This window comes from Stenotrophomonas sp. HITSZ_GD, from assembly GCF_029543105.1.
Classification (GTDB): domain Bacteria; phylum Pseudomonadota; class Gammaproteobacteria; order Xanthomonadales; family Xanthomonadaceae; genus Stenotrophomonas_A.
In genome coordinates, this window is record NZ_JARQXB010000016.1 from 1 (window position 1) to 17,492 (window position 17,492).

The window sequence follows — 17,492 nt, forward strand, 5'->3', positions numbered from 1 at the left end:
CCTTTCCGGGACCGTAGGCGACATGGATGTCGCCTACGAGCCTCCATGGAGGGATTCACGGCGTGTCCCGGAAAGGGGCTGCCCCCGGGCACCCGATGACGCCACGCCGCGTGTCGAAAAGCCATGGGGTGGCGGTGTGCGCGTGCGGTCGTGCTGCGACCCGATGCCGCGCCTCCGGAACGGGGCAGGGCGTCGATACAATCGGGCTTTCCGTTCGAGTCCTTCGCCATGCCGCTTGCGCCCGATGATCTGTTCGATGTGCAGTCCCTGCTGGGCGAGGAACATCTGGCCGTGCGCGAGGCCGTGGCGCGCTTCACCGATGCGCGAGTGCTGCCGATCATCGGGGAGGCGTTCGAGCAGGGGCGCTTCCCGCGCGAGCTGGTCGGGGAGATGGCCGCACTCGGGTTGCTCGGTGCCACCCTGCCCGTGGCCTACGGCGGCGGTGGGCTCGATGCGATCAGCTACGGGCTGATCTGCCAGGAGCTGGAGCGCGGCGACAGCGCGCTGCGCAGCTTCGTCAGCGTGCAGTCCTCGCTGTGCATGTACCCGATCTTCGCCTACGGCAGCGAGGAACAACGGCAGCGCTGGCTGCCGGGCATGGCGGCGGGCGAATACATCGGCTGCTTCGGGTTGACCGAGGCCGAGGGGGGCTCGGACCCGGCCGCGATGCGCACCCGCGCGCGCCGCGACGGGGCGGACTGGGTCATCGACGGCGCCAAGATGTGGATCACCAACGGGGGCATCGCCGACCTGGCCGTGGTGTGGGCCCAGACGGAGGAGGGCATCCGCGGCTTCGTGGTCGAACGCGGCACGCCCGGCTTCAGCACGCAGGACATCGGGCAGAAGATGAGCCTGCGCGCGTCGGTCACTTCGGCGCTGTACTTCGATGCGGTCCGCGTCCCCGACGCGCACTGCCTGCCGGGCGCGCTCGGGCTGAAGGGCCCGCTGGGCTGCCTGAGCCAGGCGCGCTACGGCATCGCCTGGGGCGCGATCGGGGCGGCGGTGGCGTGCCTGCGCGAGGCGCTGGATTACGCCGGCCAACGCCAGCTGTTCGGGCGCCCGCTGGCCGCCAACCAGGCCGTGCAGCTGCGCCTGGCCGAGATGGCCCGGCGCATCACCACCGCGCAACTGCTGGCGCTGCAGCTGGGCCAGCTCAAGAACGCCGGCCGCCTGCAGCCCACCCAGGTCTCGCTGGCCAAGTGGAACAACTGCCGCATGGCGCTGGATGTGGCGCGCGATGCCCGCGACCTGCTCGGGGCCGCCGGCATCAGCCTGGCGCACGCGGCCATCCGCCATGCCTTGAATCTTGAGTCGGTCATCACGTATGAAGGCACTCAGACCATCCATCAATTGGTGGTGGGTCGCGAGCTGACCGGTTTGAGTGCGTTCTAGGGGCAGGAAGCCCGCAAGGGGGATGGTGTGGGGTGGAATAAAGGGAAAGGGCTGCTGGCCGCGGCGCTGCTGTGGTGCGCGGCGGTGCCCGGGTGGGCGGCGGAACAGCCGCCGGCGATGGCCGCCACGCCGGCCTGGGTGCAGGACGAACCGCTGCCGGCCGCCGCCGGCGCCAGCGGCGGGCTGCGCTATGAACTGGTGTCCGACCAGGTCGACCTGAGCGGCGCCCAGCCGCTGTGGTACCGCCGCGTCAGCTACACGGTGCTGCGCGACAACGCGCTCGGCGATGCCGGGCAGATCAGCCTCTATTACCAGCCCGATTACCAGCACCTGGCGCTCAACCACCTGGAGGTGTGGCGCGATGGCCAGCGCATGGACCTGCGCCGCCGCGCGCACTACGCCCAGCTGCGGCGCGAGAGCGACCTGGAACAGGGGCTGCTCGATGGCGCGCTGACCCTGAACATCAGCCTCCCCGACCTGCGCGTGGGCGACCGCATCGACTACGCCTACACCGTGACCGGCAGCAACCCGGTGTTCGGCCGCGGCTATTACGACAGCTACACCGCGCGCTACGACGTGCCGCTGGGCGCGCGGCGCCTGCGCGTGCGCTATCCGGCCGGCATGCCGCTCAACTGGAAGGTCAGCACCGAAGGCTTCCGCGCTTCGCGCCAGCGCGTGGGCACCATGGAGGAATTGCACCTGGAGGCCGATTCGCTCGCCGCGGTGCGCGCCGAGAAGGACACCCCGCCCGGCCACGACACCTACGGCCGCATCGAGCTATCCACCGCGCCCCACTGGCGCGCGGTCGCCGACTGGGCCGCGGCGCTGTACCCGCACGGCTTCCAGGACCCGGCCGTGGCGCGCGCCATGGCGGTCCAGCTCAAGCTGGACCGCGCCGACCCGCAGGGTTCGATGCAGCGGGCCATCGCCTTCGTGCAGGGCGATATCCGCTACCTCGGCCTGGAAATGGGCGTGAACTCGCACGCGCCGCACACGCCGGAGGAAACCCTGCGCAATCGCTACGGCGACTGCAAGGACAAGGCGACGCTGCTGGTCGCGCTGCTGGGCCTGGCCGGCGTGGCGGCCGAGCCGGTGCTGGTGGATTCCTCGCCCGGCAACCAACTCTCCGCCCGCCTGCCCAGCCCGCTGGCCTTCGACCACGTGGTGGTGCGGGCGCGCACGCAAGGGCGCGAATTCTGGATCGACGCCACCCGCGACCGCGAATACGGCACCTTCGACGCACGCTCGCCGCTGCCGTTCGGGCAGGGCCTGCCGGTGCGCGTCGGCCAGGCCGCGCTGGTGGACATTCCCTACCCGCAGGCTACGGTGGCCGAGGTGGCGGTGGAGGAAGACGTGGATATCGCCATGGCCAAGCCGCGGCGGCTGGCACGCTTCTCGGTCGTCACCGACTACCTGCACGGCCGCGGCGACGGCGCGCGCGAGATGTTCGAAAGCCAGGGCGCCGAGGCCCTGGGCGACCAATACCTGGAATACATGCAGCGCTTCTACAGCCAGCTGCAACTGGACGGCCTGCCCACCGTGGACGAGGCCGACCCGGCGCGCCTGCGCATCGCCGAGACCTACCGCCTGGACTGGCACCCGCGCGAGAACGACGTGGTCGGCTTTCCGCTGTTCCAGCTGCAGGACTGGATGAAGGAACTGCCGCGTACCGCGCGGCGCACGCCGCTGGCGCTGGGCGGCCCGCGCCTGGCCACGCAGACCGTGCGCGTGCGCAGCGATGCCGGCATCTGGGTCAAGCCGCAGCGCGACGTGGTGGAGAACCCGTGGTTTCGTTTCAGCCGCCGCATCGACGTGCAGGACGGCGAGCTGGTGATCGAAGGCGAATGGGAACGCCGCGCGCTGTCCATCCCGCCGGACGGCGTGCGCCGTGCCGCCAACGACATGGCGCGCGCACGCGAGCTGCTGTTCTTCGAGCACAATTTCCGCCCGGATCCGCTGCGCAGCATCGGCGTGGCCGCGTGGTTGTACGCGCTGGCCGGCCTGGGCGTGACGCTGCTGCTGCTCGGCGCCGCCGGCTGGAGCGCGTGGCGCGGCGGGCTCGGCGGCATGCTCTACACGCCCTACCGCACCGCGCGCCGCGTGTTCGAGGCGCCGCGCCTGCGCACGCTGGCGTGGGTCGCGTTCGGCGTGTCCTACCTGCTCGTGCTGAGCCTGTACCGCGAAGGCGGCACCGGGGCGATGCTCAAGCAGGTCGCCTGGGCGCTGCTGCAGTGGACGGTCGGCTGGAGCGTGTTCTGGGGCGTGTTGCGCCTGGTCGGCGTGCGGCTGTCGTTCGGCCGCCTGGCGACGGCGCTGGCCGCGGGCATGGTGCCGCAGCTGCCGTTGCTGGCCGGCGCGGTCGTCGCCACGCTCGGCTCGGTGGCCTGGATGACATCGGCCGGCAGCGCGCCCCCGGCGGCGTGGCCGGGAATCTTCGTCACCGGGTTGCTGGGCACGGTGGCGATGGTGTGGACGGTGGCCTCGAGCACCGCCAGCGTGGCGGTCGCCAGCCACAGTTCGCGGCTGCGCGTGCTGGCGGCGTGGGGGCTGGTATTCGTGCTGGCGCTGTTCGCCGGCGGGCTGGCGTTGTTCGTGCGGCTGGCCGCGCAGCACGCCGGCTGAGCGCGCGCGGGGGCTTTGCAAAGCGGGCGAGGGCGGTGACACTTCCAGGTTCCCACAGCCCGGAATGTCGATGTCCAGCCCGCGAGCGCCCCTGACCGTCTACGGCATGTCCACCTCCGGCAACTGCTACAAGGTGCGGCTGCTGCTCGAACAACTCGGCACCCGCTACGCATGGCAGGAGGTCGACAGCGCCAACGGGCAGACCCGCACCGCGGACTACCTGGCCAAGAACCCCAACGGCAAGGTGCCGATGGTCGAACGCGACGACGGCCGCGTGCTGGTCGAATCCAACGCCATCCTGTGCTGGCTGGCCGAGGGCACGCCATTCCTTCCCGCCGATGCCTGGCAACGCGCGCAGGCGCTGAGCTGGATGTTCTTCGAGCAGTACAGCCACGAACCCTACGTGGCCGTGGCGCGCTTCATCCGTGGCTGGACGCCGCTGGATTCGCCGCGCCGCGCCGAGCTGCCGCGCCTGCGCGAGCGCGGCGACGCGGCACTGGCGGTGATGGCGCAGCACCTGGACCAGCACCGCTGGTTCACCGGGCCGGACTACGGCGTGGCCGACATCGCGCTCTACGCCTACACCCATTGCGCCGCCGACGGTGGCTTCGACCTCGCACGCTGGCCATCGCTGCAGGATTGGCTGCACCGCGTGCAGGGCACGCCCGGCTTCGTGCCGATGGCGGCGGTCGAGGCAGCGGTGCGCACGCGCCTGGCCGCGGCCGAGCCCGGCTGAGGCGCGGCGATGTGCGGACTGGCCGGACTGTGGCTGCCGAACCCGCGCCTGCACGGCGAGGCGTTGAACGCGCTGGCCGGCGCGATGGGCGCCACCCTGCGCCACCGCGGCCCCGACGACGCCGGTACCTGGTGCGATGCGCAGGCCGGCATCGGCCTGGCCCACCAGCGGCTGAGCATCCTGGATCTTTCCCCGCTGGGCCACCAGCCGATGGCCTCGCGCGATGGCCGCTACCAGCTGGTCTACAACGGGGAGATCTACAACTTCGCCCAGCTGCGCGCCGCGCTCTCGGCGCTGGGCCATGTCTTCCGCGGCCACTCCGACACCGAGGTGCTGCTGGCGGCGATCAGCGAATGGGGCCTGGACGCCACGCTGGCGCAGTGCAACGGCATGTTCGCGCTAGCGCTGTGGGACAGCCGCGAGCAGTGCCTGCAGCTGGCGCGCGACCGCGTCGGCAAGAAGCCGCTGTATTACGGTTGGGCGGGCGACACGCTGGTATTCGGCTCGGAGCTCAAGGCGCTGTGGCGCCATCCCGACTACGACAACGAGGTCGATCCCGACGCGGTGACCCTGCTGCTGCGCCTGGGCTACATCCCCGCGCCGTATTGCATCCACCGCGACACCTTCAAGCTGATGCCGGGCCGCGTGCTGCGCCTGCAGGCCGCCGATATCGCCGCCGGGGCCGCCGCGCACCGGCCCGAACAGGCGCAGCGCCCGTTCTGGGACGCGCGCCAGGCCATGCAGCAGGCCCTGGCGGCGCCGTTCGCCGGCGATGCCGCCGCCGCCGAAAGCCGGCTCGACGCGCTGCTGCGCGAGGCGGTAGGCCTGCGCATGGTGGCCGACGTGCCGGTGGGCGTGTTCCTTTCCGGCGGCACCGATTCTTCGGTGGTCACCGCGCTGATGCAGGCGCAGAGCGCGCGGCCGGTGCGCAGTTTCAGCATCGGCTTCAGCGGCTCGCACCACGACGAGGCGCCGCTGGCCCGCGAAGTCGCCAGCCACCTGGGCTGCGAGCACACCGAACTTTATGTCGATGGCCGCGATGCGCTGGCGGTGGTGCCCGAGCTGCCGCGCATGTTCGACGAGCCGTTCGCCGATGCCTCGCAGGTGCCCACCGCGCTGGTGGCGCGGCTGGCGCGCGGCGGCGTCACCGTGGCGCTCTCCGGCGATGGCGGCGACGAATTGTTCTTCGGCTACTCGCGCTACGTGCGCGCGCTGCGCAACTGGCAGATGCTGCGCACGGTGCCGGCGCCGCTGCGCGCGCTGCTGGCCCGCCGGGCCGGCGGCGAGGGCTCGCGCACCGGCGGGCTGGCGGTGTTGTTCAACGAAGCGGGCGCGCGCGGCATCGGCGATGTCTACCGCAACCGCATCTCGCGCTGGCGCCGGCCGGCCGCGGCGGTGCGCGGCGCGCGCGAACCGGACACCTTCTACAGCCTGGCCCAGCCGCTGCATGGCGCCGGCACGCCGGCCGACGCGATGATGCTGGCCGACTTCGTCACCTACCTGCCGGACGACCTGCTGTGCAAGGTGGACCGCACCAGCATGGCGGTCGGGCTGGAGGCGCGCGCGCCGTTGCTGGACTGGCGCGTGGCCGAGTTCGCCTGGTCGTTGCCCCTGGACTTCAAGCGGCGCGAGGGCCACAGCAAGTACCTGCTCAAGCAGGTGCTGCGCCGCTACCTGCCCGACGGCATGGTCGACCGCCCCAAGCGGGGCTTCGGCGCGCCGGTGGGCGACTGGCTGCGCGGGGACCTGCGCGATTGGGCGCAGGCGCTGCTGGACCCGGCGCGCCTGGCGGCCGAGGGCGTGTTCGCGCCGGCGGCGATCCATGCGCCCTGGCAGGCCTTCCTCGGCGGCCAGCGCAAGTGGCATACCCATCTGTGGACGGTGCTGATGTTCCAGGCCTGGCAGGAAAGCTGGCGCCAGGCACGGGCCGAGGTGGCCGCGCAGGGCGGGGCGCTTCACCCGGCCTGAGCGCGCCGCTGGCTAGAGTCGGCGGGTCTTCCCGAAGGAGTTCCCGCATGAGCCAGTACAAGATCGCCGTGTTCGTCGGCAGCCTGCGCAAGCATTCGTTCAACCGCCAGCTCGCCCATGCGCTGCAGCCGCTGTTCGGCAACAAGGCCACGCTGGAGCACGTGGAGATCGGCGACCTGCCGCTCTACGACCAGGACTTCGACCACGATTACCCCGCGCAGGGCAAGCGCCTGAAGGAACAGGTGCGCGCGGCCGACGCGGTGCTGTTCGTCACCCCCGAATACAACCGCTCGATCCCCGGCGTGCTGAAGAACGCCATCGACCTGGGCTCGCGCCCGTATGGCGACAGCTGCTTCGCCGGCAAGCCGGCCGCCGTGCTGGGCATTTCGGTGGGCACCATCGGCACCGCACTGGCCCAGCAGCACCTGCGCAACGTGCTGGCCTACCTGGACATGACCGTACTCGGCCAGCCGGAGGTGTTCCTGCAGCACAAGGACGGCTTCTTCGACGAGCAGGGCAATTTCGGCGATGCGGGCACGCACAAGTTCCTGCAGGGCTATGTCGATCGCTTCCTGGCGCTGATCGCCCGCCACAAGGGCTGAGCAATCGCGCGATGTGAGACGGGGCGGGGCCAGGATCGGCTCCACGCACCGGTTGCGCACGGCTTATCCACAGACTTGTTCCTAGCGCGTGGGGCCGTGGCTGCCTATCCTTCCTGCCCCCGTCCCCGCGTCAGGTTTCAGCCCGCATGTCCGCCCGCCCCGGCTTCCGCAACAACCGCGACCGTGACCGCGACGACCGGCCCGAGCCGCGCATCGACCAGCTGCGCGTGCCGCCGCACTCGGTCGAGGCCGAGCAGGCGGTGCTCGGCGGCCTGATGCTGGCGCCGGAGGCCTACGACCGGGTCAACGACCAGCTCACCGAGAACGACTTCTACCGCCGCGACCACCGGCTGATCTACCGCGCCATCCGCGAGCTGTCCGACAAGGGCCGCCCGTTCGACGCGGTGACCCTGGGCGAATGGTTCGAATCGCAGGGCAAGCTGGAGCAGGTCGGCGATGGCGCCTACCTGATCGAGCTGGCCAGCACCACGCCGTCGGCGGCCAACATCACCGCCTATGCGGAGATCGTGCGCGACAAGGCGGTGCTGCGGCAGCTGATCGAGGTCGGCACGGAGATCGTCAACGACGGCTTCCAGCCGGAAGGGCGCGAGAGCGCCGAGCTGCTGGCCAGCGCCGAGAAGGCGGTGTTCCAGATCGCCGAGGCCGGCGCGCGCGGGCGCAGCGACTTCGTCGCCATGCCCAACGCGCTCAAGGACGCCTTCGAGGAGCTGCGCAACCGCTTCGAGAATGGCGGCAACATCACCGGCCTGCCGACCGGCTACACCGACTTCGACGGCATGACCGCCGGCCTGCAGCCGACCGACCTGATCATCCTGGCCGCGCGCCCGGCGATGGGCAAGACCACCTTCGCGCTGAACATCGCCGAGTACGCGGCGATCAAGTCCAAGAAGGGCGTGGCGGTGTTCTCGATGGAAATGTCCGCCTCGCAGCTGGCCATGCGCCTGATCTCCTCCAACGGGCGCATCAACGCCCAGCGCCTGCGCACCGGCCAGCTGGAGGACGAGGATTGGGCGCGCGTCACCGGCGCGATCAAGATGCTCAAGGAAACCAAGATCTTCATCGACGACACCCCCGGCCTGTCGCCGGAGGTGCTGCGCTCCAAGTGCCGCCGCCTCAAGCGCGAGCACGACCTGGGGCTGGTGGTGATCGACTACCTGCAGCTGATGTCCGTGCCGGGCAACAGCGAGAACCGCGCCACCGAGATCTCGGAGATCTCGCGTTCGCTCAAGGGCCTGGCCAAGGAGCTCAACGTGCCGGTGATCGCGCTGTCCCAGCTCAACCGCTCGCTGGAAACGCGTACCGACAAGCGCCCGGTGATGGCCGACCTGCGCGAATCGGGCGCCATCGAGCAGGACGCGGACATGATCGTCTTCATCTACCGCGACGATTACTACAACAAGGAAAATTCGCCGGACAAGGGCCTGGCCGAGATCATCATCGGCAAGCACCGTGGCGGCCCGACCGGCTCGTGCAAGCTCAAGTTCTTCGGCGAGTACACCCGGTTCGACAACCTGGCGCACGACTCGGTGGGCAGCTTCGAGTAGCCCTGCCGGCGCGATGATGCCGGCGGGGTGGAGACAACGCGCCCGGCTTGGGCGTATGCTCGCGCCGTCCGCGGCAGCCGCCGCCACCGCGGGCCGCACGGCGCGGGATGCGCGGCAAGGCTGTGGTGGAGGTGGGCGTGGTCAAGCGCTTCTTCCTGTTCCTGCTCGCCCTCATCGTGTTGGGCGTGGCAGGCGTCTATGTACTGGCCTGGCGGCCCTCGATCAAGCCGATCGACCCGCCCGCCGCCGGTAGTTTCGATCCCGCACTGGTCAAACGCGGCGAGATGCTCGCCGGCGCCGGCTATTGCGCCACCTGCCACACGGCCAAGGGCGGCGCGCGCTATGCGGGCAACTACCCGATGCGCACCGACTTCGGCACGATCTGGTCGAGCAACATCACGCCCGACCCGCAGACCGGCATCGGCCAGTGGTCCGAGGAAGCCTTCGTGCGCGCCATGCGCAAGGGCGTCAGCCGCGAGGGACGGCAGCTGTTCCCGGCTTTTCCCTACCAGCATTTCGAACTGGTCAGCGACGAGGACCTGCACGCGCTGTACGCCTACCTGATGCAGCAGCCGCCGGTGCGCCAGGAACAGCGCAAGCCGGACGTGCCATTCCCGTTGAGCTGGCGCCCGTTGCAGGCCGGCTGGAAGCTGCTGTTCGTGCGCGAGGGCCAGTTCGGCCCGATCACCGGCAAGGACCCGCAGTGGAACCGCGGCGCCTACCTGGCCGAGGGCCTGGGCCACTGCTCGGCCTGCCACAGCCCGCGCAACCGCCTGGGCGCCGAACGCACCGGTGCGGAGCGCTACGCCGGCGCGCCCATCGACCAGTGGTACGCCCCGCCGCTGGACGCGCGCAACCACGCCCCGGTGCCGTGGAGCGAGGATGAGTTGTTCGCCTACCTGCGCCACGGCGCCACGGCCCTGCACGGCTCGGCCGCCGGCCCGATGTCGCCGGTGGTGCACGAGGGCCTGGCCCGCCTGCCCGACGAGGACGTGCGCGCGATCGCCGCCTACTTCGCCGACCGCTTCGGCACCCGCGGCCAGCAGCTCGCCGCCCCGCAGGCGGCGCTCGCGCGCGCGGCGCAGGCCAATCGCCTCGGCACCGCGCAGCAGGACGACCCGGGCGCCAACCTCTACAACGCGGCGTGTTCGTCGTGCCACTACAACACCGGCCCGATGCCGCTGCTGGTGCGGCCCGAGCTGGGCTTCAACAGCGCGCTGACGGCCGACGATCCCTCCACGCTGATCCAGATCATCCTGCACGGCATCGGCGTGGACGAAGGCCTGCCCGGGCAGATGATGCCGGGCTTCTCGCACAGCTTCAGCAATGCGCAGGTGGCCGCGCTGGCGGCCTGGCTGCGGCGCACGCGCACCGACCGGCCACCGTGGCCGGACCTGGAAAAGCAGGTCGCCAAGCTGCGCGAGGAACCCTCCTCGGGCACCCAGAGCGGACAGACCGGAGCCCATCCATGAGCCAGTTCCAACTCAACGGCCAGCCCGTGCAGGTGCGCGCGGACGACGACACGCCGCTGCTATGGGTGATCCGCGACGAGCTGCGCCTGACCGGCACCAAGTTCGGCTGCGGCATCGGCATGTGCGGGGCGTGCACGGTGCACCTCAACGGCCGCGCGATCCGCTCGTGCATCACGCCGGTGGGCGCGGTGGCGGGGCAGCAGGTGACGACCATCGAGGGCCTCTCGCCCGATGGCCAGCACCCGCTGCAACAGGCGTGGGTCGCCGCGCAGGCGCCGCAGTGCGGCTACTGCCAGCCGGGACAGATCATGCAGGCCGCCACCTTGCTGGAGGATTTCCCCAACCCGAGCGATGCCGAGATCGAAGCGGTGATGGCCGGCAGCCTGTGCCGGTGCATGGCCTACGTGCGCATCCGCAAGGCGATCCGGTTGGCGGCCGAGGCGATGCAGGCGCCGGCACCGGCCGCCGCCGCGCCGGGAGGGACGGGCGATGAATGACCTCGGCACGCCCCGCGGCCTGCGCCTGACCCGGCGCGGCTTCCTGATCGGTGCCGCCGGCACCGGTTTCGTGATGGCATTCGCGCGCGCTTCGCTGGTGTTGCCCGAGCAGGCCGCGCAGGTGGTCGCCACGCGCAGCTTCGACCCCAACCTGTGGTTCCGCATCGATGCCGACGGCACGATCACCGTGCATGTCATCCGCGCCGAGATGGGCCAGCACGTGGGCACCGCGCTGGCGCGCATCCTCGCCGACGAACTGGAGGCGGACTGGTCGCAGGTGCGCGTGGAGCACGTGGACAGCGACCCGAAGTGGGGACTGATGGTCACCGGCGGCAGCTGGTCGGTGTGGCAGAGCTTCCCGTTGCTCAGCCAGGCCGGCGCGGCCGGGCGCACGGCGCTCATCGAGGAGGCCGCCAAGCTGCTCGGCGTGCCGGCGGCGTCGTTGCAGGCACGCAACAGCGTGGTGAGCGGCGGCGGGCGTTCGATCACCTATGCGCAGATCGTGCAGCGCGGCGACCTGAGCCGCAGCTGGAGCGCGGAGGAACTCAAGGCGATGCCGGTGAAGCCGCCGGCCGAGCGGCGGCTGGTCGGCGTGGATACGCAGGCGCTGGACATTCCCGGCAAGACCGACGGCAAGGGCGTGTACGGCATCGACGCGCACATCGACGGCATGGTGCATGCCGCCCCGGTGGTGCCGCCGACGCGCAACGGCTCCAAGGCCGGCGCGGTGGACGAAACGCTGGCCAAACAAGTGAAGGGTTACCAGGGCCACCTGGTGCTGGATGATCCCTCCGGCACGGTGCCCGGCTGGGTGCTGGCGCTGGCCGATTCCACCTGGGCGGCCATGCAGGCCGCGCGCCGCCTCAAGGTGACCTGGAACAACGACGACACCGCGGAGGTCTCCGAGCAGCAGGTGCTGGACCACGCGGCCAAGCTGATCGCCGATGCCAATGCCGGCGCGCGCGTGGTCGAAGGCCCGGTGGAGGACGCCTTCGCCAAGGCGGCTTCCACGCTGGAGGCCGAGTACACCACCGCCAGCGTGCTGCACTTCCAGCTCGAACCGGTGAACGCGCTGGCCCTGCAGAAGAACGGCGTGTGGGAGATCCATACCGGCAACCAGTGGCAGTCGCTGATCCTGCCGACGCTGGCCAAGGCGCTGGGCGTGGGCGAGGACAAGGTGGTGCTGCGCACCTACCTGCTTGGCGGCGGCTTCGGGCGGCGGCTCAACGGCGACTACACCGTGCCGGCCGCGCTGGCCTCCAAGGCGCTGGGCGGCAAGCCGGTGAAGCTCACGCTGACCCGCGAGGACGACGCGCGCTTCGACTCGATCCGCTCGGCCTCGCTGCAGAAACTGCGCATGGGCTTCGACGCCGCCGGCAAGGTGGTGGCGATGCAGCACGATGCCTGTGCCGGCTGGCCCACGCAGGTGATGGCCGGCGCGCTGCTCGGCAAGGCCAAGGGCAACGGCGCCCCCTACGACCCGTTCGCCATTTCCGGCGCCGACCACTGGTACACGGTGGGCGCGCATCGCGTGCGCGCGATCTCCAATGATCTGGCCAACCGCGTGTTCCGCCCTGGCTGGTTGCGCTCGGTGGGCCCGGGCTGGACCAACTGGGCGCTGGAAAGCTTCATGGACGAGGCCGCGCACCAGCGCGGGCAGGACTCGCTGGCGTTCCGGCTCTCGCTGCTCGACGCCACCGGCGACAACGCCGGCAGCGCGCCCAATGCCGTGGGCGGCGCCGCGCGGCAGGCCGGTGCGTTGCGCCGGGCCGCCGAACTGGCGGGGTGGGGGCAGGCGTTGCCCGCCGATACCGGGCTGGGCATCGCCACCTCGTTCGGGCAGGAGCGCGACATGCCGACCTGGGTGGCCTGCGTGGCACGGGTGAAGGTGGATCGCCAGAGCGGGCATGTGCAGGTCGAGCAGCTCACCGTGGTGACCGATTGCGGCACCGTGGTACACCCGGACGGCGCGCTGGCGCAGACCGAGGGCGCCACGCTGTGGGGCTTGAGCATGGCGCTGCACGAGGGCACGCTGATCGAACACGGGCAGGTGCGCGACATCAACCTCAACAGCTACACGCCGTTGCGCATCGCCGACGTGCCGCCGCTGCAGATCGAGTTCATCCCCAGCACCGAGGCCTCCGTGGGCCTGGGCGAGCCGGCCACCACGGTGGTGGCGCCGGCCATCGGCAACGCGATCTTCGCCGCGGTGGGCGCGCGCGTGCGCCACCTGCCCATCACGCCGGAGGCGGTGCGCAAGGCGTTGAAGGGGTAGGCCGCCGGCTTGGCGGCGTGCCCGGCAGCGCATACCCTTCCATCTCCATGGAATGGGGGCGAGGCATGCGATCTGCTTTACGGATGACCGGCAAGGTCGTGCTGGGCGGGGTACTGGCCGTGATCGCGCTCTACGGCGCGCTGTGGGCCCTAAATGCGCGCGACCAGGCGCCGTCGGCGCAGGTGCAGGGCTTCCACGCCGAACGGGCGCGGCGTCCCGTGTTGGCCGATGCCGATAATGCATTTGTCTATCTGTCGGGCATGGGCGCGGCCAAGGGCGAGGATCCGCAGCAGGTGGGCGCGGCGCACATCAAGCGGCTGGCCGGCGCGGCCAGGCAGGAGACGCTCGCGTTGCCCGGCGGCGCGCCGGCGCTGCGCAAGGCGCGTTCGCCAGCGGTGCAGCAGTTGGCCAGCATCTGCTCGCAGGACGCCAAGGCCTGCGCGGAGGCGTTGCCGACATCCGACGCGACGCTGACGCAATGGCTTGCCAGTGAAGGCTGGTGGCTGGAGCGCTACCACGCACTGATCCAGCATGCCGGTTGGCGGGATGCGGACGCCGCCGACATCGCGCTGGTCTTCCCGCCTTACCAGCACGCACTGGATGGGCAGCAGCTACTGCTGTTGCAGGCGTGGCAGCGTGCCCACGCCGGCGATGCCGCCGCCGCGCAGGCGCTGCTCGATAGCGACTTGCTGTTCTGGCGCCGCGTGTTGCGCGAATCGGACCTGCTGGTCAGCAAAAGCATCGCGGCGGCCGCGATCCGACGCCACTTCGCGTTGGGAAACCTGGTGCTGCGCGAACAGGCGATCGCGCCGCCCGCCGGGTGGGCGGTGCCGTTCACCGTTCAAGAGCGCTCCATGCGGCGTGCGTTGGCCGGTGAGCTGCGGCTGGTCGAAGGGGCGACGGACAGTGCGTTGGCATCCGCCGCACCGGCGCAAACCGGGTTGGAGCGCGTGATCTATGCGCTACAGGCGCCGTTCTTCAAGCGGCAGGCCACGATCAACCTGATCGCCGCCGATTACGAAGTGCTCGCTGCGGTCAGCGAGCGCCCACTCCCGGAGCTCCCAGACGCTTTGGCACAAGCGCAAAAGAACACGGCCACCGTGGGCCCGGGATGGCTTTACAACCCGACGGGGCATCTGCTGCAACAAGTCGGCAGCGGCACGTTGCGCTACGGCGACTACCTGTTCCAGTTCGCCGACCTGGAGGGCCTGCGGCGCACCGCCTGGACGACGGCGGACCTGCGCACGCGCGGCCAGGATCGCGCGGGCATGACCGCCGTGCTGACCGCGGCGCCGCTTCGCGATCCTTACGGCGGTGAGCCTTTGCGCTGGTCTGCTGCCCAGGATGCCGTGGTGTTCGATGCGCGCGCAAAGCGGTTCGGCCCATCGCGCCTATGGGTCATTTATTGACCAACTTCCGCGCGCGCAACGTGTTGCGCCGCGTCAGCCGCCGTGCGTGCGCACGAGCGCACCGTTACGGATCAAGCCTCTGCGCACTGCCCGCGAAGGTCATATAACGAAAAGTTGACAATTTATTCGTCCTCGCCATAGAACAGCGCTGTCATCGAGGCTTGGAGGGAGCCGAATGCGCATTGCACCCCTGTCCCCGCGCGGGACTGTTCGTCGTCACCACTTGGTCCTGGCCTGCGCGTTGGCGCTGAGTGCCGGCACCGCCCAGGCCCAGCAGGCCACCGCCCAGAACACGCCCGACCCGACCACGCTCGACGCGGTGCAGGTCACTGGCATCCGCGCCGCCATCGAATCGGCGGTCGCCACCAAGAACGAATCCACGTCCATCGTGGAGGCCATCTCCGCCGAGGACATCGGCAAGCTGCCGGACATCAGCATCGCCGATTCGATCTCGCGCCTGCCCGGCATCGCTACCCAGCGCGTGGACGGCCGCTCGCAGGTCGTGCAGATCCGCGGCATGTCCGAGCAGTTCGTCGGCACCACGCTCAATGGCCGCGAGCAGGTCAGCACCGGTGAAAGCCGGGGCGTGGAGTTCGACCAGTACCCGGCCGAGCTGATCAACGCCGTCACCGTGTACAAGACCGCCGACGCGGCGGTGGTGGGCCAGGGCCTGTCCGGCACGGTGGACCTGCAGACCATCCGCCCGCTGGACCTGGGCGAGCGCCGCATCGTGATTACCGGCAACGGCGAGAAGAACTCGCTGGGCAAGCTCAGCTCGGACGGCGACGACAAGGGCTACCGCGCCAGCGCCTCCTACGTGGACCAGTTCGCCGACGACACCATCGGCATCGCGCTGGGCGTGGCGCGGCTGAACTCGCCGTTCCAGGAGCAGCACTACAAGGAATGGTGGTGGGCCAACACCGACGTGTGGGGCCAGTCGCAGCCGGGCAAGCCGGCCGATGCGATCGCGCTGCAGGGCCAGGAAGCCTGGGTGAAATCGCGCGACCTCACCCGCGACGGCGTGATGGGCGCCTTCGAGTTCAAGCCCAACGAACATTTCCACAGCATCCTCGACGTGTACTGGTCCAAGTTCCAGCAGGACGAAGTGATGCACGGCGCGATGTGGACCAATGACGCCTACTGGACCGGCATGAACGGCCAGCCGGCCGGCTACCAGAACATCGGCCTGACCGAGCGCAACGGCTACCCGATCATCACCAGCGGCACCCAGACCGGCGTGCAGCCGCTGGTGCGCAACGACAACAACACCCGCGAGGACAAGCTGTTCTCGGCTGGCTGGACCAACACGCTCAGCTTCGACCCGTGGACGGTGAGCCTGGACCTGAACTACTCGCGCGCCGAGCGCCGCCAGTCGCAGCTGGAGACCTACGCCGGCCTGGCCGACCCGCAGGACGTGGGCTTCCAGGTGCCGATCAGCGCCGGCTACGGCCACTATTCGCTGGCCGACCTGTCCGACCCCAACAGCGTCTACCTGTGGGACGTGCAGAACTACGGGCATGACGGCCGCCTGGAGAATTCCTGGCAGAAGGACGAGATCAAGGCCGGGCGCCTGCAGTTCACCTACGACGTCGATACCGCCTTCGTGCGCAGCTTCGATTTCGGCGCCAACATCAACCGCCGCAGCAAGGACAAGCGCTCGGACGTGTACTTCGCCACGCTGCGCGATGGCCCCACGCTGGTGGATCCGTCGCTGTTGATGTCGCCGACCTCGCTGGGCTTCGTCGGCATGGGCAACCTCCTCACCTTCAACCCGCGCGCGCTGCTGGACCGCTACTACGACGTGGCGATCTCCGAAAGCAACGACGACCTGCGCAAGGACTACGTCGTCGACGAGGACGTCAACACGTATTACCTGCGCGCCAACATCGACATGGACCTGACCGACCGCGTGCGCGTGCGCGGCAACGCGGGCATGCAGTACATCACCACCGACCAGTCCTCCACCGGCTTCAACGCCAACGGCGGGGCGATCACCGGCAGCCAGACCCTGGGCGCGCGCTACCACGACGCCCTGCCGAGCCTGAACCTGGTGTTCGATTTCGGCGACGGCTGGAATGTGCGCTTCGGCGCGGCCAAGCAGCTCATGCGCGCGCCGATCAACTACCTCAGCGCCGATTCCAGCGCCTCGGTCAGCCAGACCACCAGCCTGTGGGAAGGCAGCGGCGGCAACCCGACGCTGGAGCCGTACCGCGCCAACGCGGTGGACCTGTCGCTGGAGAAGTACATGGGCCGCGCCAGCTACGCCAGCCTGGCGCTGTTCTACAAGGATCTGGAGACCTACATCTATCGCCAGACCATTCCGTGGGACTTCACCGGCTACAACCCGGACGGCGAGGCCCCGATCTCCAACATCGGCACGTTCTCGACCTGGGCCAACGGCACCGGCGGCTACATGCGTGGCGTCGAAGCGGCGGTGACGCTGACCGGCGACCTGTTCTCCGAGCGCCTGGACGGCTTCGGCGTGCAGCTCAACGGTTCCTACACCGAGTCCTCGATCGACCCGGACCCGAACGATGCCACGCCGGGGACCGACACCATCCCGGGCCTGTCGAAGGTCGTCGCCAACGCCACGCTGTTCTACGAGAAGTACGGCTGGGGCGCGCGCATCAGCCAGCGCTACCGCGACCCGTACCGCGGCGAGTATTCCTCGCTGTTCGGCCAGCGCCAGTACCGCAATACGCTGAGCGAGCGCAGCGTGGACCTGCAGGTGAGCTACGCGTTCCCGGATACCAGCGTGTTGAAGGGGCTGTCGGTGATGTTCCAGGTCAACAACCTGACCAACGAGCCGTTCCGCACCGAGGTGAGCGAATCGACCAACAGCACCGGCCTGTTCCTCCCGGAGGAATACACCGAGTACGGGCGCCAGTACCTGCTGGGCTTCAGCTACAAGCTGTAACGGGCAAGGCCTCTCTCCAAGGGGAACGCGCGACGGC

11 protein-coding genes are annotated in these 17,492 nt (G+C 70.1%); all 11 read left to right on the forward strand.

Features of this window, described 5'->3' with window-relative positions; genetic code table 11:
* Positions 1–228 precede the first annotated feature (228 nt).
* The 11 genes from P6166_RS14380 (at position 229) to P6166_RS14430 (ending at position 17,455) form a co-directional block, all read left to right on the forward strand.
* A complete protein-coding gene (locus P6166_RS14380) occupies positions 229–1,392 on the forward strand; it encodes an acyl-CoA dehydrogenase family protein (protein ID WP_277765134.1) in 1,164 nt (387 codons plus the stop codon).
* 27 nt (positions 1,393–1,419) lie between these two features.
* The gene (locus P6166_RS14385; protein ID WP_277765135.1) at positions 1,420–4,014 is read left to right on the forward strand and encodes a DUF3857 domain-containing protein; all 2,595 of its coding nucleotides are present in this window, start codon (positions 1,420–1,422) and stop codon (positions 4,012–4,014) included.
* Between the two features lie 70 nt (positions 4,015–4,084).
* Positions 4,085–4,750 carry a glutathione S-transferase family protein gene (locus P6166_RS14390; protein WP_277765136.1) on the forward strand — a complete coding sequence of 222 codons (666 nt, stop codon included), beginning with the start codon at positions 4,085–4,087 and terminating at the stop codon, positions 4,748–4,750.
* A gap of 9 nt (positions 4,751–4,759) precedes the next feature.
* On the forward strand, positions 4,760–6,718 hold the full coding sequence (asnB, locus tag P6166_RS14395; protein ID WP_277765137.1) for an asparagine synthase (glutamine-hydrolyzing): 1,959 nt from the start codon (positions 4,760–4,762) through the stop codon (positions 6,716–6,718).
* A 47-nt stretch (positions 6,719–6,765) separates the two neighbouring features.
* Complete coding sequence (locus P6166_RS14400) at positions 6,766–7,320, forward strand: NAD(P)H-dependent oxidoreductase (protein ID WP_277765138.1); 555 nt, start codon at positions 6,766–6,768, stop codon at positions 7,318–7,320.
* Positions 7,321–7,466: 146 nt separating this feature from the next.
* On the forward strand, positions 7,467–8,885 hold the full coding sequence (locus P6166_RS14405; RefSeq protein WP_277765139.1) for a replicative DNA helicase: 1,419 nt from the start codon (positions 7,467–7,469) through the stop codon (positions 8,883–8,885).
* A 107-nt stretch (positions 8,886–8,992) separates the two neighbouring features.
* Positions 8,993–10,357, forward strand: coding sequence for a cytochrome c (locus tag P6166_RS14410; RefSeq protein ID WP_277765140.1), 1,365 nt, complete (start codon positions 8,993–8,995; stop codon positions 10,355–10,357).
* Positions 10,354–10,854 (forward strand): (2Fe-2S)-binding protein, encoded by a 501-nt coding sequence (locus tag P6166_RS14415; protein ID WP_277765141.1) that lies wholly within the window; start codon positions 10,354–10,356, stop codon positions 10,852–10,854. The genes P6166_RS14410 and P6166_RS14415 overlap by 4 nt, the downstream gene beginning before the upstream one ends.
* Positions 10,847–13,129, forward strand: a complete 2,283-nt coding sequence (locus P6166_RS14420) for a molybdopterin cofactor-binding domain-containing protein (protein WP_277765142.1) — start codon at positions 10,847–10,849, stop codon at positions 13,127–13,129. The genes P6166_RS14415 and P6166_RS14420 overlap by 8 nt, the downstream gene beginning before the upstream one ends.
* A gap of 83 nt (positions 13,130–13,212) precedes the next feature.
* The gene (locus P6166_RS14425; RefSeq protein ID WP_277765143.1) at positions 13,213–14,538 is read left to right on the forward strand and encodes a hypothetical protein; all 1,326 of its coding nucleotides are present in this window, start codon (positions 13,213–13,215) and stop codon (positions 14,536–14,538) included.
* A gap of 175 nt (positions 14,539–14,713) precedes the next feature.
* The gene (locus P6166_RS14430; RefSeq protein WP_277765144.1) at positions 14,714–17,455 is read left to right on the forward strand and encodes a TonB-dependent receptor; all 2,742 of its coding nucleotides are present in this window, start codon (positions 14,714–14,716) and stop codon (positions 17,453–17,455) included.
* The last annotated feature ends 37 nt before the right edge of the window (positions 17,456–17,492 follow it).